General features: G+C 70.2%; 25 protein-coding genes. 8 read left to right on the top strand and 17 right to left on the bottom strand.

Going from position 1 to position 26,548, the window contains the following annotated elements:
• Positions 1-61: 61 nt before the first annotated feature.
• The 6 genes from ACFWA7_RS11780 to ACFWA7_RS11755 all read right to left on the bottom strand — a co-directional run bounded on the left by ACFWA7_RS11780 (position 62) and on the right by ACFWA7_RS11755 (position 5,866).
• Positions 62-1,318 (bottom strand): cysteine desulfurase, encoded by a 1,257-nt coding sequence (locus tag ACFWA7_RS11780; protein WP_385541658.1) that lies wholly within the window; start codon positions 1,316-1,318, stop codon positions 62-64.
• Entirely contained in the window at positions 1,315-2,082 is a 768-nt protein-coding gene (sufC, locus tag ACFWA7_RS11775) for a Fe-S cluster assembly ATPase SufC (RefSeq protein ID WP_385541656.1), read from the bottom strand. Before sufC ends, ACFWA7_RS11780 begins: the two co-directional genes overlap by 4 nt.
• A 6-nt stretch (positions 2,083-2,088) precedes the next feature.
• The gene (locus ACFWA7_RS11770; protein WP_385541654.1) at positions 2,089-2,409 is read right to left on the bottom strand and encodes a bifunctional 3-phenylpropionate/cinnamic acid dioxygenase ferredoxin subunit; all 321 of its coding nucleotides are present in this window, start codon (positions 2,407-2,409) and stop codon (positions 2,089-2,091) included.
• On the bottom strand, positions 2,409-3,626 hold the full coding sequence (sufD, locus tag ACFWA7_RS11765) for a Fe-S cluster assembly protein SufD (protein ID WP_385822553.1): 1,218 nt from the start codon (positions 3,624-3,626) through the stop codon (positions 2,409-2,411). Before sufD ends, ACFWA7_RS11770 begins: the two co-directional genes overlap by 1 nt.
• A gap of 66 nt (positions 3,627-3,692) precedes the next feature.
• Complete coding sequence (sufB, locus tag ACFWA7_RS11760; RefSeq protein ID WP_385541651.1) at positions 3,693-5,114, bottom strand: Fe-S cluster assembly protein SufB; 1,422 nt, start codon at positions 5,112-5,114, stop codon at positions 3,693-3,695.
• On the bottom strand, positions 5,111-5,866 hold the full coding sequence (locus ACFWA7_RS11755; RefSeq protein ID WP_385822551.1) for a helix-turn-helix transcriptional regulator: 756 nt from the start codon (positions 5,864-5,866) through the stop codon (positions 5,111-5,113). Before ACFWA7_RS11755 ends, sufB begins: the two co-directional genes overlap by 4 nt.
• A gap of 349 nt (positions 5,867-6,215) precedes the next feature.
• Here ACFWA7_RS11755 and ACFWA7_RS11750 point away from each other — a divergent pair, with 349 nt between their 5' ends.
• From ACFWA7_RS11750 to ACFWA7_RS11740, 3 genes are all read left to right on the top strand, one after another.
• Entirely contained in the window at positions 6,216-7,196 is a 981-nt protein-coding gene (locus tag ACFWA7_RS11750; RefSeq protein WP_385541647.1) for an ABC transporter ATP-binding protein, read from the top strand.
• Positions 7,197-7,308: 112 nt separating this feature from the next.
• A complete protein-coding gene (locus ACFWA7_RS11745) occupies positions 7,309-8,082 on the top strand; it encodes an ABC transporter permease (RefSeq protein ID WP_385822548.1) in 774 nt (257 codons plus the stop codon).
• Positions 8,083-8,192: 110 nt separating this feature from the next.
• Entirely contained in the window at positions 8,193-9,188 is a 996-nt protein-coding gene (locus ACFWA7_RS11740) for a heme A synthase (RefSeq protein WP_385822545.1), read from the top strand.
• Here ACFWA7_RS11740 and ACFWA7_RS11735 read toward each other — a convergent pair.
• The 3 genes from ACFWA7_RS11735 to ACFWA7_RS11725 form a co-directional block, all read right to left on the bottom strand.
• Positions 9,162-10,265, bottom strand: coding sequence for an amidohydrolase (locus ACFWA7_RS11735; RefSeq protein WP_385822542.1), 1,104 nt, complete (start codon positions 10,263-10,265; stop codon positions 9,162-9,164). The genes ACFWA7_RS11740 and ACFWA7_RS11735 overlap by 27 nt on opposite strands.
• A gap of 71 nt (positions 10,266-10,336) precedes the next feature.
• Positions 10,337-10,678 (bottom strand): hypothetical protein, encoded by a 342-nt coding sequence (locus tag ACFWA7_RS11730; protein ID WP_385541642.1) that lies wholly within the window; start codon positions 10,676-10,678, stop codon positions 10,337-10,339.
• Positions 10,679-10,767: 89 nt separating this feature from the next.
• Positions 10,768-11,721, bottom strand: coding sequence for a heme o synthase (locus ACFWA7_RS11725; RefSeq protein WP_385541641.1), 954 nt, complete (start codon positions 11,719-11,721; stop codon positions 10,768-10,770).
• A gap of 330 nt (positions 11,722-12,051) precedes the next feature.
• Here ACFWA7_RS11725 and tkt point away from each other — a divergent pair, with 330 nt between their 5' ends.
• Genes tkt through pgl form a run of 5 tightly spaced genes read left to right on the top strand, consistent with a single transcriptional unit; the run spans position 12,052 to position 18,669 of the window.
• The gene (tkt, locus tag ACFWA7_RS11720; protein ID WP_385822540.1) at positions 12,052-14,154 is read left to right on the top strand and encodes a transketolase; all 2,103 of its coding nucleotides are present in this window, start codon (positions 12,052-12,054) and stop codon (positions 14,152-14,154) included.
• 35 nt (positions 14,155-14,189) lie between these two features.
• Positions 14,190-15,308 carry a transaldolase gene (tal, locus tag ACFWA7_RS11715; RefSeq protein ID WP_385822538.1) on the top strand — a complete coding sequence of 373 codons (1,119 nt, stop codon included), beginning with the start codon at positions 14,190-14,192 and terminating at the stop codon, positions 15,306-15,308.
• A 3-nt stretch (positions 15,309-15,311) separates the two neighbouring features.
• Positions 15,312-16,835 carry a glucose-6-phosphate dehydrogenase gene (gene zwf, locus ACFWA7_RS11710; RefSeq protein WP_385541638.1) on the top strand — a complete coding sequence of 508 codons (1,524 nt, stop codon included), beginning with the start codon at positions 15,312-15,314 and terminating at the stop codon, positions 16,833-16,835.
• Positions 16,832-17,890 carry a glucose-6-phosphate dehydrogenase assembly protein OpcA gene (opcA, locus tag ACFWA7_RS11705; RefSeq protein WP_385822536.1) on the top strand — a complete coding sequence of 353 codons (1,059 nt, stop codon included), beginning with the start codon at positions 16,832-16,834 and terminating at the stop codon, positions 17,888-17,890. Before zwf ends, opcA begins: the two co-directional genes overlap by 4 nt.
• Positions 17,887-18,669 (top strand): 6-phosphogluconolactonase, encoded by a 783-nt coding sequence (gene pgl, locus ACFWA7_RS11700; RefSeq protein ID WP_385822533.1) that lies wholly within the window; start codon positions 17,887-17,889, stop codon positions 18,667-18,669. The genes opcA and pgl overlap by 4 nt, the downstream gene beginning before the upstream one ends.
• 69 nt (positions 18,670-18,738) lie before the next feature.
• On the opposite strand, the gene ACFWA7_RS11695 is transcribed toward pgl, so the two are convergent.
• From ACFWA7_RS11695 to gap, 8 genes are all read right to left on the bottom strand, one after another.
• Complete coding sequence (locus ACFWA7_RS11695) at positions 18,739-19,509, bottom strand: poly-gamma-glutamate hydrolase family protein (RefSeq protein WP_385822530.1); 771 nt, start codon at positions 19,507-19,509, stop codon at positions 18,739-18,741.
• 22 nt (positions 19,510-19,531) lie between these two features.
• Positions 19,532-21,184, bottom strand: coding sequence for a glucose-6-phosphate isomerase (pgi, locus tag ACFWA7_RS11690; RefSeq protein ID WP_385541701.1), 1,653 nt, complete (start codon positions 21,182-21,184; stop codon positions 19,532-19,534).
• A 68-nt stretch (positions 21,185-21,252) separates the two neighbouring features.
• A complete protein-coding gene (locus ACFWA7_RS11685; protein ID WP_385822527.1) occupies positions 21,253-22,476 on the bottom strand; it encodes an MFS transporter in 1,224 nt (407 codons plus the stop codon).
• A 122-nt stretch (positions 22,477-22,598) separates the two neighbouring features.
• Positions 22,599-22,934 carry an RNA polymerase-binding protein RbpA gene (locus ACFWA7_RS11680; RefSeq protein WP_003976875.1) on the bottom strand — a complete coding sequence of 112 codons (336 nt, stop codon included), beginning with the start codon at positions 22,932-22,934 and terminating at the stop codon, positions 22,599-22,601.
• 109 nt (positions 22,935-23,043) lie between these two features.
• Complete coding sequence (gene secG, locus ACFWA7_RS11675) at positions 23,044-23,280, bottom strand: preprotein translocase subunit SecG (protein WP_266978384.1); 237 nt, start codon at positions 23,278-23,280, stop codon at positions 23,044-23,046.
• 109 nt (positions 23,281-23,389) lie between these two features.
• Positions 23,390-24,166, bottom strand: coding sequence for a triose-phosphate isomerase (tpiA, locus tag ACFWA7_RS11670; protein WP_385536947.1), 777 nt, complete (start codon positions 24,164-24,166; stop codon positions 23,390-23,392).
• 5 nt (positions 24,167-24,171) lie between these two features.
• Positions 24,172-25,383: a phosphoglycerate kinase gene (locus tag ACFWA7_RS11665; RefSeq protein ID WP_385536950.1), complete on the bottom strand. Its 1,212-nt coding sequence runs from the start codon at positions 25,381-25,383 to the stop codon at positions 24,172-24,174.
• 117 nt (positions 25,384-25,500) lie between these two features.
• The gene (gap, locus tag ACFWA7_RS11660; RefSeq protein WP_385536952.1) at positions 25,501-26,508 is read right to left on the bottom strand and encodes a type I glyceraldehyde-3-phosphate dehydrogenase; all 1,008 of its coding nucleotides are present in this window, start codon (positions 26,506-26,508) and stop codon (positions 25,501-25,503) included.
• Positions 26,509-26,548: the final 40 nt, after the last annotated feature.

Genomic DNA, 26,548 nt, shown 5'->3' with positions numbered 1-26,548 from the left:
GTGTTTTCCGGCCGGGGGTCCGGGGGGTTGTCCCCCGGGAAGACACAGCACGTCGCCACCCCTAGCCGAAGAAGTTCCGTACGTGCTCCAGACCGTCCACCAGGGCGTCGACCTCGGCGGGCGTGGAGTACAGGTAGAAAGACGCTCGCGTGGTCGCGGGAACTCCGTAGCGCAGGCAGACCGGGCGTGCGCAGTGGTGGCCCACCCGGACCGCGATGCCCTCCTCGTCGAGGACCTGGCCCACGTCGTGCGGGTGGATGTCGCCGAGCGTGAACGAGATCGCGGCGCCCCGGTCCTCGGCCGTGGTCGGGCCGATGATCCGCAGGTCGGGGACCTCCAGCAGGCGCTTCACCGCGTACTCGGTGATCGCGTGCTCATGCGCGGCGATCTTGTCCATGCCGATCGCCGAGAGGTAGTCCACCGCCGCGCCGAGGCCGACGGCCTGGGCGATCGGGGGCGTACCGGCCTCGAACTTGTGCGGCGCCGGAGCGTACGTCGAGGAGTGCATCGAGACCGTCTCGATCATCTCGCCGCCGCCGAGGAAGGGGGGAAGGTCTTCCAGCAGCTCCTGGCGGCCCCACAGGACGCCGATGCCGGTCGGGCCGCACATCTTGTGGCCGGTGAAGGCCACGAAGTCGGCCTGGAGCGCCTGCACGTCCAGCGGCATGTGCGGCGCGGCCTGCGAGGCGTCGATGCAGAGCAGCGCGCCGACCTCCTGGGCGCGGCGGACGATCGCCTCGACCGGGTTGACGGTGCCCAGCAGGTTGGAGACCAGCGTGAAGGAGACGATCTTCGTCTTCTCGGTGATGATCTCGTCGATGTTGGAGAGGTCGAGACGGCCGTCGTCGGTGAGGCCGAACCACTTCAGCTTCGCGCCGGTGCGCTGCGAGAGCAGCTGCCACGGCACGATGTTGGAGTGGTGCTCCATCTCCGTGATGACTATCTCGGTCTCGTGGTCCACGCGGTAGGGCTCGTCGGCCCAGCCCAGCATGTTGGCGACCAGGTTGAGCGACTCCGAGGCGTTCTTGGTGAAGATCACCTCGTCGCGGCTCGGCGCGTTGATGAACGCGGCGACCTTGTCGCGCGCGCCCTCGTACAGCGCCGTGGCCTCCTCGGCCACCGTGTACACACCACGGTGGACGTTGGCGTTGTGCCGCTCGTAGTACTCGTTGAGGGCGTCGAGCACCTGGCGCGGCTTCTGCGAAGTCGCCGCGCTGTCGAGGTACACGATCTTCTTCCCGTCGTGGACCACACGGTCCAGCAAGGGGAAGTCCTTGCGGATCGCCTCGGTGTCGAGGAGGCCCGGCAGAATCGTCACTCGGAAGCGCCGCCCTTCGTGCTGTAGGCCTCGTAGCCCTCGTTCTCCAGCTTGTCGGCGAGCTCGGCGCCGCCGGACTCGACGATGCGGCCCTCGGAGAAGACGTGGACGAAATCAGGCTTGATGTAGCGCAGGATGCGCGTGTAGTGGGTGATCAGCAGGGTGCCGACCTCGCCGGTCGCGCGGACGCGGTTGACGCCCTCGGAGACCTGGCGCAGCGCGTCGACGTCCAGACCGGAGTCGGTCTCGTCGAGGATCGCGATCTTCGGCTTGAGGAGCTCCAGCTGGAGGATCTCGTGGCGCTTCTTCTCACCGCCGGAGAAGCCCTCGTTGACGTTGCGCTCGGCGAAGGCCGGGTCCATCTGGAGCTGCTCCATCGCGGACTTGACCTCCTTCACCCAGGTGCGCAGCTTGGGCGCCTCGCCGCGCATGGCGGTGGCGGAGGTGCGCAGGAAGTTGGAGACCGAGACGCCGGGGACCTCGACCGGGTACTGCATGGCCAGGAAGACGCCGGCGCGGGCGCGCTCGTCGACGGACATCTCCAGGACGTCCTCGCCGTCCAGCGTGACCGTGCCGCTGGTGATCGTGTACTTGGGGTGACCCGCGAGCGAGTACGCGAGGGTGGACTTGCCGGAGCCGTTGGGGCCCATGATGGCGTGGGTCTCGCCCTGCTTCACGGTCAGGTCGACGCCCTTGAGGATCACCCGGGGGCCGTTCTCGGCTTCCACGGAGACGTGCAGGTCGCGGATTTCAAGCGTTGCCATGGGGACTTAGTTCTCCTGGGATACGGAGACGAGCACATCGTCCCCTTCGATCTTTACGGGATAAACGGGCACGGGTCGCGTCGCGGGGAGGCCGGACGGCTTGCCGGTACGGAGGTCGAAACTGGAGCCGTGCAGCCAGCACTCGATCTGGCAGTCCTCCACCTCGCCCTCCGACAGGGAGACGTTGGCGTGCGAGCAGATGTCGTTGATCGCGTACACCTCGCCCCCGGTGTGGACGACCGACACCGGCGTGCCGTCGAGTTCCACCCGCTTCGGGGTGTCCTCCTCCAGCTCGCTCAGTGCGCAGACGCGGACGAAGGCGGACATCAGACCGACGCCTCCAGCTCCGCCTCGATCTTGGCGAGCAGTCGCTCCTCGACGTCCGCGACACCGATCTGCTGGACCAGCTCGGCGAAGAAGCCGCGGACCACCAGACGGCGGGCCTCGGCCGCGGGGATGCCGCGCGCCATCAGGTAGAACAGCTGCTCGTCGTCGAAGCGGCCGGTGGCCGAGGCGTGACCGGCGCCGGCGATCTCGCCGGTCTCGATCTCCAGGTTCGGCACGGAGTCGACGCGGGCGCCGTCCGTCAGGACCAGGTTGCGGTTCATCTCGTAGGTGTCGGTGCCCTCGGCCTTGGCCTGGATGAGGACGTCACCGATCCACACGGCGTGCGCGCCGTCGCCCTGCAGGGCGCCCTTGTACACGGCGTTGGACTTGCAGTGCGGCGTGTTGTGGTTGACGAGGAGGCGGTGCTCCTGGTGCTGGCCCTTGTCGGTGAAGTACAGACCGAAGAGCTCGGCCTCGCCGCCGGTGCCCGCGTAGGAGACCCGCGGGTGCAGACGGACCAGGTCGCCGCCGAAGGTGACCACGACGGACTTGAAGGAGGCGTCGCGGCCGACCAGCGCGTTGTGCTGGGCGACGTGGACGGCCTTGGCGTCCCAGTCCTGCACCGAGACGACGGTCAGCTTGGCGCCGTCGCCCAGGACGAAGTCCACATTGGCGGCGAGCACCGCGTCACCGGTGTGGTCGATGACCACGACGGCCTCGGCGAACGCGCCGAGCTCGACGAGCTGGTGCGCGAAGACGGTGCCGCCCTCGCCGTGCACGGCGATGCGGATCGGCTCGGTGAGGACCGCCTCCTTGGCGACGGTGACGACCGAGGCCTTCTCGAACGAGGAGTACGCCTGGGCGGCGACGCGGTCGACGGGCGTGCCGGCCCGGCCGAGCCGGGCGTCGTCGCGGCCGACGGTCTCGACGGTGACGCCCTCGGGGGCCGTCACCTCGACGCGCAGTCCGTCACCGGTCGCGACGGCGGTGCCGTCGTGCAGCCCGCGCAGCCGCTCCAGCGGCGTGAACCGCCACTCCTCCTCGCGGCCGTGCGGAACCGGGAAGTCCGCCACGTCGAAGGACGGGGGCGCGCTCATGCGCGTGGCGACGGTCGACTCGGCGGCCACCGCGATCGAACCCGCGGTGGTGGAGCCAAGCGGCGGGGGTCCCCCCGCTCGAACGGAGTTGAGAGTGGGGGCGTTCTGAGCCTCAGCCATGGCTGTCGTAGTGCTCTCTTCCTAGATCAGTCTGCGTGCGCTGCCGGGGTCGGTCGTCAGGCTGTGCTAGCCGACCGAACCCTCCATCTGCAGCTCGATCAGCCGGTTGAGCTCCAGGGCGTACTCCATGGGCAGCTCCTTGGCGATCGGCTCGACGAAGCCGCGCACGATCATCGCCATCGCCTCGAACTCGGTCAGACCACGGCTCATCAGGTAGAAGAGCTGGTCCTCGGAGACCTTGGAGACGGTCGCCTCGTGGCCCATGGACACGTCGTCCTCGCGGACGTCCACGTACGGGTACGTGTCGGAGCGGGAGATGGTGTCGACCAGGAGCGCGTCGCAGAGCACGTTCGACTTGGAGCCGTGGGCGCCCTCGCCGATCTCGACCAGACCGCGGTACGAGGTGCGGCCGCCGCCCCGCGCCACCGACTTGGAGACGATGTTGGAGGACGTGTTCGGTGCCATGTGGACCATCTTGGAGCCGGCGTCCTGGTGCTGGCCCTCGCCCGCGAAGGCGATGGACAGGGTCTCGCCCTTGGCGTGCTCGCCCATCAGGTAGACGGCCGGGTACTTCATGGTGACCTTGGAACCGATGTTGCCGTCGATCCACTCCATGGTCGCGCCCTCGTACGCCACGGCGCGCTTGGTGACCAGGTTGTAGACGTTGTTCGACCAGTTCTGGATGGTCGTGTAGCGGCAGCGGCCGCCCTTCTTCACGATGATCTCGACGACGGCGCTGTGCAGCGAGTCCGAGGAGTAGATCGGGGCGGTGCAGCCCTCGACGTAGTGGACGTACGCGTCCTCGTCGACGATGATCAGCGTCCGCTCGAACTGGCCCATGTTCTCCGTGTTGATACGGAAGTAGGCCTGGAGCGGGATGTCGACCTTGACGCCCTTGGGCACGTAGATGAACGAGCCGCCCGACCACACGGCCGTGTTCAGCGACGCGAACTTGTTGTCGCCGACCGGGATGACCGTGCCGAAGTACTCCTGGAAGAGCTCCGGGTGCTCCTTCAGCGCGGTGTCCGTGTCGAGGAAGATGACGCCCTGCTCCTCCAGGTCCTCACGGATCTGGTGGTAGACGACCTCGGACTCGTACTGGGCCGCGACACCGGCGACGAGGCGCTGCTTCTCCGCCTCCGGGATGCCGAGCTTGTCGTACGTGTTCTTGATGTCCTCCGGCAGGTCCTCCCAGGAAGCGGCCTGCTTCTCGGTGGAGCGCACGAAGTACTTGATGTTGTCGAAGTCGATGCCCGAGAGGTCGGAGCCCCAGTTCGGCATGGGCTTCTTGTCGAACAGCCGCAGGCCCTTGAGGCGCAGCTTCAGCATCCACTCGGGCTCGTTCTTCTTCGAGGAGATGTCGCGGACGACGTCCTCGGAGAGACCGCGCTTGGCAACGGCACCGGCCGCGTCGGAGTCGGCCCAGCCGTACTCGTAGTTGCCCAGGCCCTCAAGTTCGGGGTGGGCAGTCTCCGTGGGGAGAGTCATGCGGGGTTCCTCCCGGCCGTGCTTGTGGATGCTGATTCGGTGTCATGCAGGGGTTGTGGTGCGCTGTGCGGAATGAACGTCGTGCACACCCCGTCGCCGTGGGCGATGGTGGCCAGACGCTGCACATGGGTTCCGAGCAGGCGGGAGAAGAACTCCGTCTCCGCCTCGCACAGCTGCGGGAACTGCTCGGCCGCGTGGGCGACCGGGCAGTGGTGCTGGCAGAGCTGCTCGCCCCGTCCGGGGAGGGGCGCGCTGCGCGCCGTAGCAGCGTACCCGTCGGCGGTCAAGGCCTTGGCCAACGCCTCGGTGCGCGCCTCGGGCGGTGCCGCCTCGACTGCCTCGCGGTAGCCCTCGGACTGGGACTCGATCCGCGCCCGGGCGAAGGCGACGACGGCTTCCTCGCCGGCCGCGCCACCGCCCGCGGACTTCTCGATCCAGCGGAGCGCGTCCACGGCCAGCTTGTCGTACGACTGGTCGAAGGCGTCCCGCCCGCAGTCCGTGAGGGCGAAGACCTTGGCGGGCCTGCCACGGGTCCGTGCCCCGTACACCCGCTGTTCGCGGGAGGCCACGACCTCGTCGGCCACCAGCGCGTCGAGGTGGCGGCGGACGGCGGCCTGGGTGAGGCCGAGGCGCTTCGCGAGGTCCGCGACGGTGGAGGGCCCGTGGTCCAGGATGGAGCGCGCGACCCGGTTGCGGGTGGACCGCTCACCGGTCGCGAGTTCCTCCTGCGGAGCCTCGCCAACGTTTTTCACAACACCATTGTTGCGTAATTCCTCAGAGCCTGACAAGCCGCGCCTTGATCGTTGAACGGTGCGGTGCATCACTTAGGCATACCTAAGATGACCTGCGGAAACGATCTCTGATCGATCAAATGGGGCTCCCTTGCGAAGGGCGCCGCCGACCGGCTTGACCTCGGTGTATGACGTGCCGAGGCCCTTTTCGAACAGCCGTCTCCGCGCTCGTCCGGCCGGGTCCGCGCAGGGGCCTGGCCGGGCCGCCGGTGGCCGAAAATCAGAGGTCGCACATCCGCGCGTCCGTGCCCCCGTACGACCCCCGCCCCACGGTCCGGGGCGCCGCCCGCCCTGCCTAGACTTGCCGGTCATGAAGAGCGAGTCCGCCCGCCCGTCGCCCGACCACCGCCCCTCAGGGAGACGCTTCGCGTCGCACCCCGTCCTTGAGGTCAGCGGCCTGGTCAAACGGTACGGATCGAAGACCGCCGTGGACGGCCTCGACCTGCGGGTCGCCGCCGGGACCGTCACCGCCGTCCTCGGCCCCAACGGTGCCGGCAAGACCACCACGATCGAGACCTGCGAGGGCTACCGCAGACCGGACGCCGGCACGGTCCGCGTCCTCGGCCTCGACCCGGTCACCGAGGCCGAAAGGCTCCGCCCCCGCATCGGCGTGATGCTCCAGTCCGGCGGCGTGTACTCGGGCGCCCGCGCCGAGGAGATGCTCCGCCATATGGCCAAGCTGCACGCCCACCCGCTGGACGTGCCCGCGCTCATCGAGCGCCTCGGCCTGGAAAGCTGCGGGCGCACCACCTACCGCCGGCTCTCCGGCGGCCAGCAGCAGCGCCTCGCGCTCGCCATGGCCGTGGTCGGCCGCCCCGAGCTGGTCTTCCTGGACGAGCCGACCGCGGGCCTGGACCCACAGGCCCGCCGCGCCACCTGGGACCTCGTACGGGAACTGCGCGCCGACGGCGTCTGCGTGGTCATGACCACGCACTTCATGGACGAGGCCGAGGAGCTCGCGGACGACGTGGCGATCGTCGACGCGGGCAAGGTCGTCGCCCAGGGCTCCCCCGAGACGCTCTGCCGCGGCGGCGCCGAGAACACGCTCCGCTTCACCGGCCGCCCCGGGCTCGACCTCGCCTCCCTCCTCAAGGCGCTGCCCGACGGCTCGGCCGCGGCCGAGCTCACCGCGGGCGCGTACCGCATCAGCGGCACCGTCGACCCCCAGCTGCTCGCCACCGTCACCTCCTGGTGCGCCCAGCACGGTGTGATGCCCGACGGCATCGCGGTCGAACGCCACACCCTCGAAGACGTCTTTCTGGAACTGACCGGTAGGGAGCTGCGCTCGTGACGCTGGACGACACCCGCATCGGCCGGGGGTCCGGCCCGCGGCGCAGCCGCTGTCAGACGCGGCGTCCCCCGGGAAGACACAGCCTGGAACCCACGAGCAGGGAGCTGCGCCGATGAGCGCCGGTACCGGTACGTACACGCCGAACCCGGGGGCCGCGCCCGTCGGCCGGATGATCGGCGCGCAGACCGCCCTTGAGACCCGGATGCTGCTGCGCAACGGTGAGCAGCTGCTGCTCACCGTGGTCATCCCGGCGCTGCTGCTGGTGCTGTTCAGCGCGGTCGACATCATCGACACCGGCGCGGGCAAGTCGGTGGACTTCCTCACCCCCGGGATCCTCGCGCTCGCCGTGATGTCCACCGCCTTCACCGGCCAGGCCATCGCCACCGGCTTCGACCGCCGCTACGGCGTGCTGAAGCGGCTCGGCGCGTCCCCGCTGCCGCGCTGGGCGCTGATGACCGCCAAGACGCTGTCGGTGCTGGTCACCGAGGTTCTCCAGGTCATTCTGCTGACGGTGATCGCCTTCGCGCTCGGCTGGTCGCCGCACGGCAACCCGTTCGCCGTACTGCTGCTCCTGGTGCTCGGCACGGCCGCGTTCTCCGGGCTCGGGCTGCTGATGGCGGGCACCCTCAAGGCCGAGGCCACGCTCGCCGCGGCCAATCTGGTGTTCCTGCTGCTGCTCGTGGGCGGCGGGGTCATCGTGCCGATGGACAAGTTCCCGGACGGCGTGCGGACGGCGCTAGGCCTTCTGCCCGTCTCGGCCCTCTCCGACGGGCTGCGCGACATCCTCCAGCACGGGGCGTCGATGCCCTGGGGCGACCTGGGGATCCTGGCGGTCTGGACGGTCCTGGGCCTGGGCGCGGCGGCCAAGTTCTTCCGCTGGGAGTAGCGGCCGGGTGCGGGTGCGCGGACCCCTCGTGCCGTGTTCTCCCGGGGGAGCCGACTCCCCCGGGACCCCCTCGTGAAAACGTGCACAAACAGCCCCCTACGATAGGGCGCATGCCGAACGTGACCCGAGCCGATGTGGCTCAGGCGGTGCGCAACCCGCTCGCCTTCATCGCCGAGCGGTGGACACCGTCCCCGCGGACCGTCCAGCGCGCGGCGCTCACCGCCGTCGTCATGGCCGTCGTCATCGTGGTGACCGGCGGCGCGGTGCGGCTCACCGGGTCCGGGCTCGGCTGCCCGACCTGGCCCAAGTGCACCGACCAGAGCCTGACGCCGACCGGCGAGATGGACTTCCACAGCGCCGTCGAGTTCGGCAACCGCATGCTGACGTACGTGCTGTGCGCGGCCGTCGGCTGGGCGATCATCGCGGCCCGGGCCGCGAGCCCGTGGCGGCGCGGTGTCACCCGGCTCGGCTGGATCCAGTTCTGGGTCGTCATGGGCAACGCGGTCCTGGGCGGCATCGTCGTCCTGGTCGGCCTCAACCCGTACACCGTCGCGGCGCACTTCCTGCTCTCCACCGCGCTCCTCACGGTCGCGATGATGACCTGGCAGCGCACCCGCGAGGGCGACGGCGAGCCGCGCCCGCTGGTGGGCAAGGCCGTGGTCCAGCTGACCTGGCTGCTTGTGGTCGCGGCGGGCGCGCTGGTCGCGGTCGGCACGGTCGTCACCGGCGCCGGGCGGCACGCGGGCGACTCCAGCGACGTGGACCGCATCCCGCTGAACTGGACGATGATCAGCCAGCTCCACGCCGACCTCGCCTGGGTCGTGGTGGCCCTCACCGTGGCGCTCTGGTTCGTCCTGAAGGCCGTGGACGCCCCGGCGGGCCCGCGCGACCGGGCCCGTGACCTGTTCCTGGTGCTGATGGGCCAGGGCATCGTCGGATACGTCCAGTACTTCACCAAGACCCCCGAAGCCCTGGTCGCGCTGCACATGTTCGGCTCGTGCCTGGTGTGGATCGCCGTGGTGCGCGTGCTGTTCTCGCTGCGCGAGCGGCCGGAGATCACCGTGCCCGTCCCGGCCCAGTCAGACCCGGCGCTCACCCGAGCCTGACAGCCCGTACACCCGCCGGGCGTTGCCCGCCCCGATCATCGCGGCGACCCGCTCCGCGTCCGTACGGGCCCACGCGCCGTCGGCCACCCAGGCGCCCAGGACCCGGCTCAGCGCGTGGGTGAACAGCCGCGCGCCCACCACGTGCAGCTCGGGCAGCCCGCGCGCGCCGCTGGAGTAGAGCAGCTTCCCGAACGGCGCCAGCTCCAGGAGCTCGGCCAGCACATCGGCGGCCCTCGCCCCCGTACGCACCAGGGCGGGCCCCACGTCCGCGTACACATGCGGGAAGACGCTCGCCAGATGGGCGGCCTGGCGGTGGTACGGATAGCCGTGCAGCAGCACCAGGTCCGTGCCCAGGCCGTTGGTCGCGGCGGCGAACCCGGCGAGCCCGGTCGCGTCGTCCATGCCGAGCCGCAACTGGAGCGGCCGCCCCGAGGCGACCGCGCTCCACAGCAGGTGCCGCAGCAGCACGGGGTCCTCCAGCGGCTCCTGGATGCGGCGCCGGGTGAGCCAGCGGCCCGCCGCCCCGCGCACCTCGCCGGGCCCGGGCGGGTCCGGGTCGAGGCACTGGCGCACGGCCGTGACGGAGATGAAGGCGACGGCCGAGGCGGCCGCTGTGTGCACGGCCTCGGCGAGGTTGGCGAGGAAGGCGTCGACGGTGCCGGAGGTGTCGGCGACCTGCTCGGCGAGGAGTTCGAGGCGGACGATCTCATGGGCGTCGGCGGCCCCGGCGGCGGCCAGCTCCCCCGGCCCGGTCAGATCGCCCGGCAGGCCCGTGTCCACCAGATAGGTGGAGACGCCCGAGCCGCGCAGGAGCCGTCTGACGGTCTCCAGGACGCCCAGCTCGCGCCGGCGGGCGAGATAGCGGGCGGGGGCGCAGTGCGCCTCCAGGCCGAGCAGCGGCGGGCACCAGCGGCGGACGGCGAAGCCGGTCTGGGTGTCGAAGAACGTGGTGCCGGGGGCGGGCGGACCGCCGGTCCTGCCGAGCTGCGTCTCGAACGTGCCGAGCCCCAGCTCGGTGCGGAGCACTCCGTGGCAGTACTGGTCCACCAGCTCCGGCTGCGGCACGGCGAGGATCATCCGGGGCTCCCTGGGTGGTGTGCTTCCACCTCACTAACGGGTGAGCCCCGGATGAGTGTTGCTGTTGCCGTTCAGCCGTTCTTAGGACCGCCGAGCTGGATCCCGGCCATCCGGGTCCACTCGTAGCGACCGGTCTTCACCTTGGCCGCGAACTCGCCGTCGAAGTCCTCGTGGACGGTGATCCCGGCCTTCTCGACCGCGCTCAGGGCGATCGCGTGGCTGGGGGCCACCAGGTCGCCCCAGCCGCCGTCCTCGCCGACGAGCACGATCCGCGCGCCGCGCCGGCCGATGTACGCCACCTGGCCCTCGGCGCCGCCGTGCTCCTTGGCGAAGTGGCCGATCTGCTTGGCGAGGCGCGCCGCCCGCCGCTCGGCCTTGGCGGCCTGCTTCTCGTCAACCTGGGTTTCTGCCATGTCCAGGATGCTACTCGCGAGTAGATCCACATGCGACGGGAGGGCCCAGTGGTTTCCACCACTGGGCCCTCCCGTCGAAGAGCGGGCGGCTACCGCAGGAACGGGTCCACCGCGACCGCCACGAACAGCAGCGAGACATAGGTGATCGACCAGTGGAACAGGCGCATCTCCTTGAGCTTGGCGCCCGTCACCTCCGACTTCGCCCGGTTCTGCAGCCCGTGCGCCTCCCACAGCCAGAAGCCGCCGGCCAGCAGCGCCACCAGCGTGTAGAACCAGCCGGTGTAGCCCAGCGGGGTCAGCAACAGGGAGACGGCGACCATCAGCCAGCTGTAGACCACGATCTGCTTGGCGACCACCTTGTTGGAGGCGACGACCGGCAGCATCGGCACGCCCACGCGCGCGTAGTCCTCCCGGACCTTCATCGACAGCGGCCAGTAGTGCGGCGGCGTCCAGAAGAACATCACGAGGAAGAGGATGACCGGCGCCCACGACATGGAGTTGGTGACGGACGACCAGCCGATGAGCACCGGGAGGCAGCCGGCGATGCCGCCCCACACGATGTTCTGCGAGGTGCGGCGCTTGAGGATCATCGTGTAGACGACGACGTAGAAGAGGAGCGCTCCGAGTGACAGCCAGGCCGACAGCCAGTTGACGGCGAAGCCGAACAGCAGCGTGGAGACGACCGCGAGGGTGATGCCGAAGGCGAGGCACTCGCGCGGCGAGACCATCCCGGTGACCAGCGGCCGCTGCGAGGTGCGGTCCATCAGGGCGTCGATGTCGCGGTCGATGTACATGTTCAGCGCGTTGGCGCCGCCCGCGGAGAGGAAGCCGCCGACGGTGGTGGTCAGCACCAGCCAGAGTGACGGCACGCCCTGCTCGGCCAGGAACATCACCGGAATGGTGGTGATGAGGAGCAGTTCGATGATCCGCGGCTTGGTCAGTGCCACGAACGCCTTGACGCGGGCCCCGAACGGCCGATGGGCCCCCGGGCTGGGAGTCAAGACGACCCCTGCGGGTCGGGACTCGACGGCCGTCACGCACACCCCTGACAGAGAATTCCCAGCAAGTCCCGGGGCAATCGGTCGGATGGGCCCGGACGTTCCGGGCATGAGAACCCGGTGAAGACTTGCGCGTACCACGCCACTGTAGACGTTGCCCATACGCCGCCCTTCGCGGGGGTGGGCTCGTGTTGGGACCGGGTCACGGAGACTTCGCCGTGAGGCGGAAGCGACCGGTCTTGGGCACTCTGGAGGTGTGTGTCCCAACCGGTGGGCAGTCGAAAAAATGAGCGTTCCGGCGGGGGTAGGCTCGACAGCGCCCGGTGCGCCCACAGTCACCGGGATCGAACATGTGGAGAGGAGCCCTGACTCAGGGTGAGCACCAAGCCGACCACCACAGACCTTGAGTGGACCGAACTGGACCAGCGGGCCGTAGACACCGGCCGCGTCCTGGCCGCGGATGCTGTACAGAAGGTCGGCAACGGCCATCCTGGTACGGCGATGAGCCTGTCCCCGGCCGCGTACACCCTCTTCCAGAAGGTGATGCGCCACGACCCGGCGGACGCCGACTGGACCGGGCGCGACCGCTTCGTGCTGTCCGCGGGCCACTCGTCCCTCACGCTGTACATCCAGCTCTACCTGGCCGGGTACGGCCTGGAGCTGGACGACCTGAAGGCGTTCCGCACCTGGGGTTCCAAGACCCCGGGCCACCCGGAGTACGGCCACACCACCGGCGTGGAGACCACCACCGGCCCGCTGGGCCAGGGTGTCGCCAACGCCGTGGGCATGGCCATGGCCGCCCGCTACGAGCGCGGCCTGTTCGACCCGGAGGCGGCCCCGGGCACCTCCCCGTTCGACCACTTCGTCTTCGCGATCGCGGGCGACGGCTGCCTCCAGGAGGGCATCTCCGCCGAGGCGTCCTCGATGGCCGGTCACCAGAGGCTGGGCAACCTGGTCCTGCTCTGGGACGACAACCACATCTCGATCGAGGGCGACACCGAGACCGCCGTCTCCGAGGACACGCTGAAGCGGTACGAGGCGTACGGCTGGCACGTCCAGCGCGTGGCGCCGCAGGAGAACGGCGACCTCGACCCGAAGGCGCTGTTCGAGGCGATCGAGGCCGCCAAGGCCGAGACCGGGCGCCCCTCCTTCATCGCGATGCGCTCGATCATCGCCTGGCCCGCCCCGAACGCGCAGAACACCGAGGCCGCGCACGGCTCGGCGCTCGGCGACGACGAGGTCGCGGCCACCAAGCGCGTCCTGGGCTTCGACCCGGAGAAGACCTTCGAGGTCGCCGACGAGGTACTCGCGCACACCCGCGCCGTCCTGGACCGCGGCCGTGAGGCCCGTGGCGAGTGGGAGAAGTCGTTCGCCGCCTGGCGCACCGCCAACCCGCAGCGCGCCGCCGAGTTCGACCGCGTCAACGCGGGCGAGCTGCCCGAGGGCTGGGAGGAGAAGCTCCCGGTCTTCGAGTCCGGCAAGGGCGTCGCCACCCGCGCCGCCTCCGGCAAGGTCCTGCAGGCGCTGGGCGCGGTCATCCCCGAGCTGTGGGGCGGCTCGGCCGACCTCGCGGGCTCGAACAACACGACGATCGACAAGAACTCGTCGTTCCTGCCCGAGGGCAACCCGCTGCCGGAGGCCGATCCGTACGGCCGCACGATCCACTACGGCATCCGCGAGCACTCGATGGCCGCCGAGATGAACGGCATCGCGCTGCACGGCAACACCCGTATCTACGGCGGCACCTTCCTGGTGTTCTCCGACTACATGCGCAACGCGGTGCGTCTGTCGGCCCTGATGCACCTGCCGGTGACGTACGTGTGGACGCACGACTCCATCGGTCTGGGCGAGGACGGCCCGACCCACCAGCCGGTCGAGCACCTGGCCTCGCTGCGCGCGATCCCGGGCCTCAACGTCGTCCGCCCGGCGGACGCCAACGAGACCGCCATCGCCTGGCGCGAGATCCTCAAGCGCTACACCAAGGTGTTCGGCAAGGGCGCCCCGCACGGCCTGGTGCTGACCCGCCAGGGCGTGCCGACGTACGAGCCCAACGAGGGCGCCGCCAAGGGCGGTTACGTGCTGTTCGAGGCCACCGGCCCCTCGGGTGAGACCGCTGACGCCCAGGTCGTCCTCATCGGCACCGGCTCCGAGGTCCAGCTCGCCGTCGAGGCGCGCGAGCAGCTCCAGGCCGAGGGCGTCCCGACCCGGGTCGTCTCGATGCCGTCCGTCGAGTGGTTCGAGGAGCAGGACCAGGCGTACAAGGACAGCGTCCTGCCGCCGTCGGTCAGGGCGCGGGTCGCGGTCGAGGCCGGTATCGGCCTGACCTGGCACCGGTACGTGGGCGACGCGGGCCGCATCGTCTCGCTGGAGCACTTCGGTGCTTCCGCCGACGGCAAGGTGCTCTTCCGCGAGTTCGGCTTCACCGCCGAGAACGTGGCCGCCGCCGCCCGGGAATCTCTCGCCGCCGCCGCGCGCTGACGCCGGTATACGAACTAGTAGGAGATGCATTTCTCATGACAGACGCACTCAAGCGCCTCTCCGACGAAGGCGTCGCGATCTGGCTCGACGACCTGTCGCGCAAGCGGATCACCTCCGGCAACCTCGCCGAGCTGATCGACCAGCAGCACGTCGTGGGTGTCACGACCAACCCGTCGATCTTCCAGAAGGCGATCTCCTCGGGTGACGGCTACGAGCAGCAGCTCGCCGACCTCGCCGCCCGCAAGGTCACCGTCGAAGAGGCCATCCGCATGATCACGACGGCGGACGTGAGGGACGCCGCCGACATCCTGCGCCCGGTCTTCGACGCCACCGAGGGCCAGGACGGCCGGGTCTCCATCGAGGTCGACCCGCGCCTGGCGCACAACACCAAGGCCACCGTCGCCGAGGCCAAGCAGCTGGCCTGGCTGGTGGACCGGCCGAACACGCTCATCAAGATCCCGGCGACCAGGGCGGGCCTGCCCGCGATCACCGAGGTCATCGGCAAGGGCATCAGCGTCAACGTCACGCTGATCTTCTCCCTTGAGCGCTACCGCGAGGTCATGGACGCCTACCTGGCCGGCCTGGAGAAGGCCAAGGAGCGCGGCCTGGACCTGGCGAAGATCCACTCCGTGGCGTCCTTCTTCGTGTCCCGCGTGGACACCGAGATCGACAAGCGGATCGACGCGCTCGGCACCGACGAGGCCAGGGCCGCCCGCGGCAAGGCCGGTCTCGCCAACGCCCGCCTGGCCTACGAGGCGTACGAGGAGGTCTTCTCCTCCGACCGCTGGGCCGCGCTGGACAAGGCGCACGCCAACAAGCAGCGCGCGCTGTGGGCCTCCACCGGCGTCAAGGACAAGGCGTACAAGGACACCCTGTACGTCGACGACCTGGTCGCCCCCAACACGGTGAACACCATGCCGGAGGCCACCCTGGAGGCGGCCGCCGACCACGGGCAGATCACCGGCGACACCGTCTCGGGCACCTACGAGCAGGCGCGCGCCGAGCTCGACGCCGTCGAGAAGCTGGGCATCTCGTACGACGAGGTCGTGCAGCTCCTTGAGGACGAGGGCGTCGAGAAGTTCGAGTCCGCCTGGAACGACCTGCTCAAGTCCACCGAGGCGGAGCTCCAGCGCCTCGCACCCCCGGAGGCGTAAATCTTGTCAAGCAGCAATCCGCTGCGTGACGCCGCAGACCGACGGCTCCCGCGTATCGCGGGGCCGTCGGGCCTGGTGATCTTTGGCGTCACGGGCGATTTGTCCCGTAAAAAGCTGATGCCCGCTGTCTATGACCTCGCCAACCGGGGTCTGCTTCCGCCGGGCTTCTCCCTGATCGGCTTCGCCCGCCGCGAGTGGCAGGACGAGGACTTCGCGCAGGAGGTCCACGACGCCGTCAAGGCGCACGCGCGGACCCCCTTCCGCGAGGAGGTCTGGCAGCAGCTCATCCAGGGCATGCGCTTCGTCCAGGGCGACTTCGACGACGACGACGCCTTCGAGCAGCTGAAGTCGACGATCGCCGAGCTCGACAAGGCGCAGGGCACCGGCGGCAACTTCGCCTTCTACCTCTCGGTGCCGCCGAAGTTCTTCCCCCAGGTCGTCCAGCAGCTCAAGAAGCACGGGCTCGCCGACCAGAAGGACGGCTCCTGGCGCCGCGCGGTCATCGAGAAGCCCTTCGGCCACGACCTGATCTCCGCCCAGGAGCTCAACACGGTCGTCCACGAGGTCTTCCCGGCGGACGAGGTCTTCCGGATCGACCACTACCTCGGCAAGGAGACCGTCCAGAACATCCTGGCGCTCCGCTTCGCCAACACCATGTTCGAGCCGCTCTGGAACCGGTCGTACGTCGACCACGTCCAGATCACCATGGCCGAGGACATCGGCATCGGCGGCCGGGCCGGCTACTACGACGGCATCGGCGCCGCCCGTGACGTCATCCAGAACCACCTCCTCCAGCTGCTCGCGCTGACCGCGATGGAGGAGCCCGCCTCCTTCGACGCGGACGCGCTGGCGGCGGAGAAGACCAAGGTCCTGGGCGCCGTGCGGCTGCCGAAGGACCTGGGCGCGGGCGCGGTGCGCGGCCAGTACGCGGCCGGGTGGCAGGGCGGCGAGAAGGCCGTCGGCTACCTCCAGGAAGACGGCATCGACCCCAAGTCGAAGACCGACACCTACGCCGCGGTCAAGCTGGAGATCGACAACCGCCGCTGGGCGGGCGTCCCGTTCTACCTGCGCACCGGCAAGCGCCTGGGCCGCCGGGTCACCGAGATCGCGGTGGTCTTCCAGCGCGCCCCGCACTCCCCCTTCGACCACACGGCGACGGAGGAGCTGGGGCAGAACGCGCTGGTCATCCGGGTCCAGCCGGACGAGGGCGTCACCGTCCGGTTCGGCTCCAAGGTGCCGGGCACCTCGATGGAGGTCCGGGACGTGTCGATGGACTTCGCCTACGGCGAGTCCTTCACCGAGTCCAGCCCCGAGGCGTACGAGCGGCTCATCCTCGACGTCCTGCTCGGCGACTCCAACCTCTTCCCGCGCTTGGAGGAGGTCGAGCTGTCCTGGAAGATCCTCGACCCGATCGAGCAGTACTGGGACGCCCACGGCAAGCCCGCGCAGTACGCGTCGGGCACCTGGGGCCCGGTCGAGGCGGACGAAATGCTCGCACGAGACGGACGGAGCTGGCGCCGGCCATGAAGATCGACCTTACGGACACCACGGCCAGCAAGATCAACAAGGCGCTCGTCCAGGGCCGCCGCGCCGTCGGCACACCAGCCGTCGGCATGGTCCTGACCCTGGTCATCGTCACCGACGAGGAGAACGCGTACGACGCGCTCCGCGCCGCGAGCGACGCCTCGCGCGAGCACCCCTCGCGCACCCTCGTGGTCATCAAGCGGGTCTCGCGCTCGCCGCGCGACCGCACCCAGTCGCGCCTGGACGCCGAGGTGCGGGTCGGCGCGGACGCGGGCACCGGTGAGACGGTCATCCTGCGGCTGTACGGCGAGGTGGTCAACCACGCCCAGTCGGTGGTGCTGCCGCTGCTGCTGCCGGACGCGCCGGTCGTCGTCTGGTGGCCGGTGAACTCGCCGATCGACCCGGCCAACGACCCGCTCGGCGCGCTCGCCCAGCGCCGGGTCACCGACACCTACTCGGCCGAGCAGCCCATCGAGGAGCTGACCGGCCGCGCCGAGACCTACACCCCGGGCGACACCGACCTGTCGTGGACCCGCATCACGCCCTGGCGCTCGATGCTGGCCGCGGCGCTCGACCAGGTGTCGTGCGAGGTCACCTCGGTCGAGGTGGAGGGCGAGGAGTTCAACCCGAGCTGCGAGCTGCTCGCCATGTGGCTCGCGGACCGGCTGGACGTGCCGGTGCGGCGCTCGCAGTCCTCGGGCCCGGGCCTGACCGCCGTACGGATGGAGACGGACTGCGGCCCGATCATCCTGGGCCGTTCCGACGGCTCGCTGGCCACGCTCTCGATCCAGGGCCAGCCGGACCGCGCGGTGGCGCTCAAGCGGCGCGAGACGGCCGAGCTGATCGCCGAGGAGCTGCGGCGCCTCGACCCGGACGACACCTACGCCTCCGCGCTGAAGTTCGGCGTGGACCGGCTCGCCGATCCGTCGAACGGAAAGGCCGCGGCCCCGGCCGAGGCCTCAGGTCCCGCTCCCGCTTCCGCTTCCGCTTCCGGTGACTCCTCGGACGCCAAGCCCGCCGCGAAGAAGGCTCCGGCCAAGAAGGCGGCGACGAAGTGAGCACCCCTCAGCTCGTCGTCCACCGCGACAAGGAGCTGATGGCGCAGGCCGCGGCGGCCCGGCTGATCACGAAGATCGTGGACGCCCAGGCCGCCCGCGGCTCGGCGTCCGTGGTCCTCACCGGCGGCCGCAACGGCAACGGGCTGCTCGCTGCCCTCGCCTCCTCGCCGGCCCGGGACGCGATCGACTGGTCGCGGCTCGACCTGTGGTGGGGCGACGAGCGGTACCTGCCCGAGGGCGACCCGGAGCGCAATGTCACCCAGGCCCGGGCGGCGCTGCTCGACGCGGTGCCGGTCGACCCGGAGCGGGTGCACGCGATGCCCGCCTCGGACGGCCCGTACGGCAAGGACGTCGACGCCGCCGCGGCGGCCTACGCGGAGGAGCTGGCCGCCGCCTCCGGCCCGGAGGACCACGGCGACGTGCCGACGTTCGACGTGCTGATGCTGGGTGTCGGCCCCGACACCCATGTGGCGTCGCTCTTCCCGGAGCTGCCCGCGGTGCGCGAGACCGAGCGGACGGTGGTCGGGGTGCACGGCGCGCCCAAGCCGCCGCCGGTACGGGTCTCGATGACGCTGCCGGCGATCCGGGCGGCCCGCGAGGTGTGGCTGCTCGCGGCGGGCGAGGACAAGGCGCAGGCGGCGGCCATCGCCCTGTCGGGCGCGGGCGAGGTGCAGGCTCCGGCCGCGGGTGCGTACGGCCGTGGCCGCACCCTGTGGCTGCTCGACTCGGCGGCCGCGTCCCGGCTGCCGCGCGCGCTGTATCCGCCCGCCTCACCCTGAGGCGAACGGGCCCGGTCCACCTCCTGGTGAGCCGGGCCCGCTGCTTTGTCCCCGGGTACGGCGCGAGCGTCAGAGGATGATCTGCTCGCCGCCGGAGGCCTCCAGACGGGCGATGGCGGTACGGACCGCCGCCACGAAGCCGTCATAGACGGGAGTGGTGCTGGTCGCGCGGCCCGCGATGGTGTTCACGGTGAACATGGACTTGCGCAGCTCGGTCGTGATCGCCAGCTGGGCGCCCTTGCCGAGCAGGGTCCTGTTGCAGATGTTGGTCGGCTCGACGCCCGCCAGGTCCGGCTCGGTCGAGCCGTCGGGTCCGCCGTGGCCCGGCGGACCGTGCCCGAACGGGCCACCGGATACGCCCCGTCGACGCCGTGCCCCAGGTCCCGGTACGCGTCGAGGGCGAGGGCCACCGCGAGCGGCACCCCTGCCGCCGCGCACCCGGCCGCCACATGGAGCAGGACCGGGGGCAGGAGCGCCCCGAGCGGGGCCAGGGCCGCCACCGGGACGGGGACCGTGAGCAGCGCCCACCGCAGCCGCCGGACCGGGGCCGCACGCGGATGCGTGACCAGCGCGGCGGCGCCGGTCGGGGACGGCCGATTCACGCAGCACCCGGGCGGCCACCTCGGCCGGCAGGAAGCGCCAAGGGGGCAGCAGGGCGGTGGAGAGCGTCCCGAGGACGGCGAGCGCCGCCGCCATCGTGAGCAGCCACGGCCGGGCGGGGGCGATGAGCACGCCGAGCACGGCCAGGGCCACCACCGGCGCCGCGGTGAGCGCCAGCCACTGCGCGCGCCACCAGCCGACGACCGCCGGGTCCAGCTCGTTCTCCGGCGGTCTCAGCACCGCCCCCGCCCCCGTCATGGCCTCAACGGCCCCGCAGCGCCCGGTACTTGGCGACCAGGGCCTTGCTGGACTGGTCCAGGCCCGGCACGTCGGCCCCTTCGCTCAGCGCGGGCTCGACCCGCTTGGCGAGGACCTTGCCCAGCTCCACGCCCCACTGGTCGAAGGAGTCGATGTTCCAGATCGCGCCCTGGACGAACACCTTGTGCTCGTACAGCGCGATGAGCTGGCCGAGGACGGACGGCGTCAGCTCGCGCGCCAGGACGGTGGTCGTGGGGTGGTTGCCGCGGAACGTCTTGTGCGGCACCAGCTCCTCGGCGACGCCCTCCGCCCGTACCTCTTCGGGTGTCTTGCCGAAGGCCAGGGCCTGCGTCTGGGCGAAGAAGTTGGCCATCAGCAGGTCGTGCTGGGCGACCAGACCGGGCTGGAGGTCGGCGACCGGCTCGGCGAAGCCGATGAAGTCGGCCGGGATGACCTTGGTGCCCTGGTGGATCAACTGGTAGTAGGCGTGCTGTCCGTTGGTGCCCGGGGTGCCCCAGACGACCGGGCCGGTCTGCCACTCGACGGGGTTGCCGTCGCGGTCCACGGACTTGCCGTTGGACTCCATGTCGAGCTGCTGGAGGTAGGCGGTGAACTTCGACAGATAGTGGCTGTAGGGCAGCACGGCGTGCGACTGGGCGTCGAAGAACGCCCCGTACCAGACGCCGAGCAGGCCGAGCAGGAGCGGCGCGTTGGCCTCGGCGGGGGCGGTGCGGAAGTGCTCGTCGACCAGGTGGAAGCCGTCCAGCATCTCGCGGAAGCGGTCCGGGCCGATGGCGATCATCAGCGAGAGGCCGATCGCCGAGTCGAACGAGTAGCGCCCGCCGACCCAGTCCCAGAACTCGAACATGTTGGCCGTGTCGATGCCGAAGTCCGCGACCTTCTCGGCGTTGGTGGAGAGCGCCACGAAGTGCTTGGCGACCGCGTCCTGACCCGCGTTCAGCCCGGTGAGGAGCCAGTCGCGCGCGGAGGTGGCGTTGGTGATGGTCTCGATGGTGGTGAAGGTCTTGGACGCGACGATGAACAGCGTCTCGGCCGCGTCCAGGTCGCGGACCGCCTCGTGGAGGTCGGCGCCGTCGACGTTGGAGACGAAACGGACCGTCAGACCCCGGTCGGTGAACGAGCGCAGCGCCTCGTACGCCATCGCCGGACCGAGGTCGGATCCGCCGATGCCGATGTTGACGATGTTCTTGATCCGCTTGCCGGTGTGCCCGGTCCACGCGCCCGACCGGACGCGCTCGGAGAAGGCGGCCATCTTGTCGAGCACCGCGTGCACGCCCGGCACCACGTTCTCACCGTCGACCTCGACGACCGCGTCGCGCGGGGCGCGCAGCGCGGTGTGCAGCACCGCGCGGTCCTCGGTCGTGTTGATCTTCTCGCCGCGGAACATGGCGTCCCGCAGCCCGGCCACGTCGGCGGCCGCGGCCAGCTCGCGCAGCAGCCCCAGCGTCTCGTCGGTGACGAGGTGCTTCGAGTAGTCGAGGTGCAGATCGCCGACCGTCAGGGTGTATCCGGTGCCGCGGCCGGGGTCGGCGGCGAACAGCTCGCGCAGATGGGTGTCCCCCAACTGCTCGCGGTGCTTGCCCAGTGCGGTCCACTCGGGCATCTGGTTGAGCCTGGTACGGCCTTCTGCGTTCATCTCGGACATCAGCCCACTTCCTCGTACTCGCGTACGTACCTGCCCCGCTGCCCTTCCAACCTAGTTGATCAGGACGTAAGGGCAGGAATCAGAGTGGCCACGGCGGCCAGGAACAGTCCGGACGCCACCAGGGCGGGTGTGTTGAGCCCCCAGGAGGAGGCCGCCGCGCCGCCCATGAGGGCGCCCAGCGGTGTCCCCGCCACGGCGAGCGTCCGGAAGGCCGCGCTCGTCCGTCCCAGCATGGCCTGCGGGGTGCGCTCCTGCATCAGGGTCACCTGGTTGACGTTCCACACCATTCCCATCACCGCGAACACCGCCATGGCCGCGATCGATACCCACAACTCCCGTATGGACCCCATCGCCGCCAGGCACACCGTCTGGACCGCGCCCGCGAGGAGCACGCTCCCCATCCGGCCCAGCCGGCGGGCCAGTCGGTGGGTGAGCAGACCGCCCGCCACACTGCCCGCCCCGTACGCCGTGATCGCCGCCGCGTAGCCGCCGTGGCTCGCGTGGAGCCAGCCGGTGATGTGCAGGACCAGGGTGGCGATGAGCGCGCCCATGCCGATGTTGCAGAGCGTCGTGGCCACGCAGAGCGCGCGCAGGCTCCGCTCGCCCCACAGCGCGCGCAGCCCCTCGGCCGTCTCGCTCCGCAGGGTGGAGCCGGGCTTGCGGGCGGGCCGCTCGGGGGCGGCCGTGCGCAGCGTGGCCACCAGCGCCGCCGCCAGTCCAAAACTCAAGGCGTCCGCCACGTACGGCACGCCCGCCCCCGCCGTCAGGAGCAGCGGCACCAGCGGCGCGGCGAGGAAGCCGCCGGCTATCTGCTGGCCGGTCATCAGGCGGGCGTTGGCCCGGCCGAGCGCGGACTGCGGCACCAGCGAGGGCAGCAGGGCGGTGGCCGCGTTGTCGAAGAGCGTCTGGAGCGAGGTGAGCGCGAAGGCGAGCGCGATGAGCAGGGCTATCGAGGCGTGCCCCAGGGCCACGGCCGCGGCGAAGGCGGCCATGAGCGCGCCGCGCACCAGGTCGACGGCCCACATCGCCCGGCGCTGGTCCACCCGGTCCGCGACGGCGCCGCCGAGCAGCCCGAAGAGCAGCCAGGGCAGGAAGCCGCACGCCGTGACCAGGGCGACCAGCATCGGATCGCTGGTCAGCGAGGCCGCGAGCAGCGGCAGCGCCGCGGCGCGCAGCGAGTCTCCGAACCGGGATACGACCGCGGCCGTCCACAGCCGCCCGAACCCCCCGCGCCACGCGGGCACCTCGGCCGCCGCATCGGCGGCGCTCTCCAGCGTTGCCACAACTCCCCCATGTGGTCGACTGATTCACACGGTAGGGGGAGCCACTGACAATCCCCTTTGACCTGGGGTGATACCGAAGGGCCCGGCAGACGAACCGAGTTCGTCCGCCGGGCCCTTCGCTGTCAGATCTCGCCGCGGAGCTTGGCGAGCGCCTCCGCGAGGATCGCCTCGCCGTCCGCGTCGCTGCGCCGCTCCCGTACGTACGCGAGGTGGGTCTTGTACGGCTCCGTGCGCGGCGGGTCCGGCGGGTTGTCCCGGTCCTGACCGGCCGGGAATCCGCAGCGCGGGCAGTCCCACGTCTCCGGAACCTGTGCGTCACTGGCGAAGCTCGGCTGCGTCTCGTGCCCGTTCGAGCACCAGAAGGAGATGCGGAGACGCGGCGCGGACTCGCCGCGCTCGGCCTCACCCATCGGCCCCGCTCCGACCCGGCTTCCCCGGATCGCGTTGCCACTTGCCACGGTCGTAACTCCCTGCGTGATGGTGCTCGAAGATGCCCCAGTCTACGTAAGGCCCAACGCGCGTCCAGTGATTGTAGTTACACCCACCCGTGAACGCGGATACGACAGATCAGCTGTCCAGCTTCATCAGCAGACCAAGTACGACAATGCTCGCGAACCACAGCAGACCGACCACGACGGTGATCCGGTCCAGGTTGCGCTCGGCGACCGAGGAACCGCCGACGGACGACTGCATTCCGCCACCGAACATGTCGGAGAGGCCGCCGCCCTTTCCCTTGTGCATCAGCACCAGCAGCATCAGCAGCAGGCTGAAGACGATCAGGGCAATCGAGAACCCGACAATCACGGCTGGACCAACTTCCTAGGACTGATATGGCGACGGGGGCCGGGGGGACGTCTTCCGTGTCCCGAGCCCGACCCCCGCAAGGGTACGACGGATCCGCGCTACCGCATACTCACTGGTCGCGGAAGCGGACGATCTTGACGAACTCCTCGGCGTCCAGCGCCGCGCCGCCCACCAGGGCCCCGTCGACATCCGGCTGCGCCATGATCGCGGCCACGTTCGAGGCCTTGACCGAGCCGCCGTACTGGATGCGGACCTTGTCGGCCAGCGCCTGCGAGTAGAGCTCCGCGAGGCGGCCGCGGATGGCTCCGCACACCTCCTGGGCGTCCTCCGGGGTGGCGACCTCGCCGGTGCCGATGGCCCACACCGGCTCGTACGCGATCACGACGGACTCGGCCTGCTCGGCCGGGACGTCCTTGAGGCCGCCGTCCAGCTGGGCCAGCGTGTACGGAACCTGCTGGCCGGCCTTGCGGATGTCCAGGCCCTCGCCGACGCAGAGGATCGGGGTCAGACCGTGCTTGAACGCGGCCTTCACCTTGGCGTTGCAGAGCTCGTCGCTCTCCTGGTGGTACTGACGGCGCTCGGAGTGGCCCACGGCCACATAGGTGCACTTCAGCTTGGAGAGCATCAGGCCCGAGATCTCGCCGGTGTAGGCACCGGAGTCCTGGGCCGAGAGGTCCTGGGCGCCGTACTTGATCTTGAGCTTGTCGCCGTCGACCAGGGTCTGCACCGACCGCAGGTCCACGAAGGGCGGCAGGACCGCGACCTCGACTGCGTCGTAGTCCTTGTCGGCCAGGGCGAAGGCGAGCTTCTGGACGTGCGCGATGGCCTCAAGGTGGTTGAGGTTCATCTTCCAGTTGCCGGCCATCAGCGGGATACGCGTGGTCACGGTGTTCAGTCCTCCAGTGCGGCAAGGCCGGGAAGCGTCTTGCCCTCAAGGTATTCGAGGCTCGCGCCGCCGCCGGTCGAGATGTGACCGAAGGCGTTCTCGTCGAAGCCGAGCGTACGCACGGCCGCGGCGGAGTCGCCGCCGCCGACGACGGTGAAGCCGTCGCAGTTCAGGAGCGCCCGGGCGACGGCCTGGGTGCCGCCGGCGTAGTCGGGGTGCTCGAAGACACCGACCGGACCGTTCCAGAACACGGTCTCGGCGTCGGCGATCTTCGACGCGTACAGCTCACGGGTCCTGGGACCGATGTCCAGACCCTCCTTGTCGGCGGGGATCTTGTCCGCGTCGACGGTGATGAAGTCGGCCGGGGCCTTGGTCTTCAGGTCCGGGAAGTCGCCCGAGGCCAGGATGTCGAGCGGCAGGACCAGCTCGACGCCGTTCGCCTCGGCACGCTCCATGTACTCCGTGACGACCGGGATCTGGTCCTCCTGGAGCAGCGAGATGCCGACCTCGTAGCCCTTGGCCTTGAGGAAGGTGTACGCCATGCCGCCGCCGATGAGGATGCGGTCGGCCTTGCCGAGCAGCTGGTCGATGACGGCCAGCTTGTCGGAGACCTTGGCGCCGCCGAGCACCACCACGTACGGGCGCTTGACGTCGGCGGTGAGCTTCTTCAGGACGCCGACCTCGGTGGCGATGAGGAAGCCGGCCGCGTGCGGCAGCCGCGCGGGCAGGTCGAAGACCGAGGCGTGCTTGCGGTGCACCGCGCCGAAGCCGTCGCCCACGTAGACGTCGGCGAGCTCGGCGAGCTTGTCCGCGAAGGCGCCGCGCTCGGCGTCGTCCTTGCTCGTCTCACCGGCGTTGAAGCGCAGGTTCTCCAGGACGGCGACCTGGCCGTCGGCCAGCGCCGCGACGGTCTCCTTGGCGGAGGCGCCCACGGTGTCGGTGGCGAACGCGACGTCCGCGCCCAGCAGTTCACCGAGCCGCGCGGCCGCCGGGGCGAGCGAGAAGTCCGGGTCCGGGGCGCCCTTGGGGCGGCCCAGGTGCGAGGCGACGACCACGCGCGCGCCGGCCTCGGCGAGCTTGGCGATCGTCGGCTGGACGGCGCGGATGCGGCCGTCGTCGGTGATGGCGGTGCCGTCGAGCGGCACATTGAGGTCGGCGCGGACGAATACCCGCTTGCCGGAGACGCCCTCGGCGAGAAGTTCGTCGATCGTCTTCATGTGTTTCTGCGACTCCTTGGAGAAGGACGAGGCAAGCGACAGGGCTCGTGCGGCGCATCGTTGCGCTGCCCGAGCCCTGTGCTCACATCGAGATGCCTGCCCTGAGACTTATCAGACTTAGAGCTGGCCGCCGACGAAGACGGTGAGGTCGACGAGGCGGTTCGAGTAGCCCCACTCATTGTCGTACCAGCCGAGGATCTTCACCGACTTGCCCTCCTGGACCATGGTCAGGGAGGAGTCGAAGGTGCAGGAGGCCGGGTCGCCGACGATGTCGGAGGACACGATCGGGTCCTCGGTGTACGCCACGATGCCCTGCAGCTCGCCCTCGGCGGCCTTCTTGAACGCGGCGTTGACCTCGTCCTTGGTCACCTCGCGCTCCAGCTCCACGACCAGGTCGGTGGCCGAGCCCGTCGGGACCGGGACGCGCATCGCGATGCCGTCGAGCTTGCCCTTGAGCTTGGGGAGCACCAGCGCGGTGGCCTTGGCGGCACCGGTGGTGGTGGGGATGATGTTCTCGGCGGCGGCGCGGGCGCGGCGCAGGTCCGAGTGCGGGAAGTCCAGGATCCGCTGGTCGTTCGTGTACGCGTGGACCGTCGTCATCAGGCCCTTGACGATGCCGAAGTTCTCGTCGAGGACCTTGGCCATCGGCGCCACACAGTTGGTGGTGCAGGAGGCGTTGGAGATGACGTGGTGGTTGGCCGCGTCGTACTTGTCCTGGTTGACGCCCATCACGATGGTGATGTCCTCGTCCTTGGCCGGAGCCGAGATGAGGACCTTCTTGGCGCCACCGGCGATGTGCTTCTCGGCGTCGGCCTTCTTGGTGAAGATGCCGGTCGACTCGATGACGATGTCGACGCCCAGCTGACCCCAGGGGATGTCGGCCGGGTTGCGCTCGGAGAGCACCTTGATGGTGTGGCCGTCGACGCTGATGGTGTCGGCGGTGTGCGTGACCTCGGCCTTGAGACGGCCCAGAATCGTGTCGTACTTCAGCAGGTGAGCAGTGGTCGCGGTGTCACCCAGGTCGTTGACAGCCACGATCTCGATGTCAGCACCCTGCTCCAGCAGCGCGCGGAAGTAGTTGCGCCCGATGCGGCCAAAGCCGTTGATGCCTACGCGGATCGTCACGAACCGATCTCCTCGTTAGGTACGCCGGTTTTCGACGCCG

It is taken from the genome of Streptomyces sp. NPDC059994, from assembly GCF_042737755.1.
Lineage (GTDB): Bacteria > Actinomycetota > Actinomycetes > Streptomycetales > Streptomycetaceae > Streptomyces.
This window is presented reverse-complemented; position numbering and strand designations above follow the sequence as displayed.

Excerpts from the sequence above, each read along its gene's own strand:
- ACFWA7_RS11750 (WP_385541647.1), top strand. The coding sequence starts at position 6,216 with ATGAAGAGCGAGTCCGCCCGCCCGTCGCCCGACCACCGCCCCTCAGGG.
- sufD (WP_385822553.1), bottom strand. The coding sequence starts at position 3,626 with ATGGCTGAGGCTCAGAACGCCCCCACTCTCAACTCCGTTCGAGCGGGG.
- ACFWA7_RS11770 (WP_385541654.1), bottom strand. The coding sequence starts at position 2,409 with ATGTCCGCCTTCGTCCGCGTCTGCGCACTGAGCGAGCTGGAGGAGGAC.
- ACFWA7_RS11735 (WP_385822542.1), bottom strand. The coding sequence starts at position 10,265 with ATGATCCTCGCCGTGCCGCAGCCGGAGCTGGTGGACCAGTACTGCCAC.
- sufC (WP_385541656.1), bottom strand. The coding sequence starts at position 2,082 with ATGGCAACGCTTGAAATCCGCGACCTGCACGTCTCCGTGGAAGCCGAG.
- opcA (WP_385822536.1), top strand. The coding sequence starts at position 16,832 with ATGAAGATCGACCTTACGGACACCACGGCCAGCAAGATCAACAAGGCG.
- ACFWA7_RS11745 (WP_385822548.1), top strand. The coding sequence starts at position 7,309 with ATGAGCGCCGGTACCGGTACGTACACGCCGAACCCGGGGGCCGCGCCC.
- ACFWA7_RS11665 (WP_385536950.1), bottom strand. The coding sequence starts at position 25,383 with ATGAAGACGATCGACGAACTTCTCGCCGAGGGCGTCTCCGGCAAGCGG.
- sufB (WP_385541651.1), bottom strand. The coding sequence starts at position 5,114 with ATGACTCTCCCCACGGAGACTGCCCACCCCGAACTTGAGGGCCTGGGC.
- pgi (WP_385541701.1), bottom strand. The coding sequence starts at position 21,184 with ATGAACGCAGAAGGCCGTACCAGGCTCAACCAGATGCCCGAGTGGACC.
- tal (WP_385822538.1), top strand. The coding sequence starts at position 14,190 with ATGACAGACGCACTCAAGCGCCTCTCCGACGAAGGCGTCGCGATCTGG.
- ACFWA7_RS11730 (WP_385541642.1), bottom strand. The coding sequence starts at position 10,678 with ATGGCAGAAACCCAGGTTGACGAGAAGCAGGCCGCCAAGGCCGAGCGG.
- ACFWA7_RS11740 (WP_385822545.1), top strand. The coding sequence starts at position 8,193 with ATGCCGAACGTGACCCGAGCCGATGTGGCTCAGGCGGTGCGCAACCCG.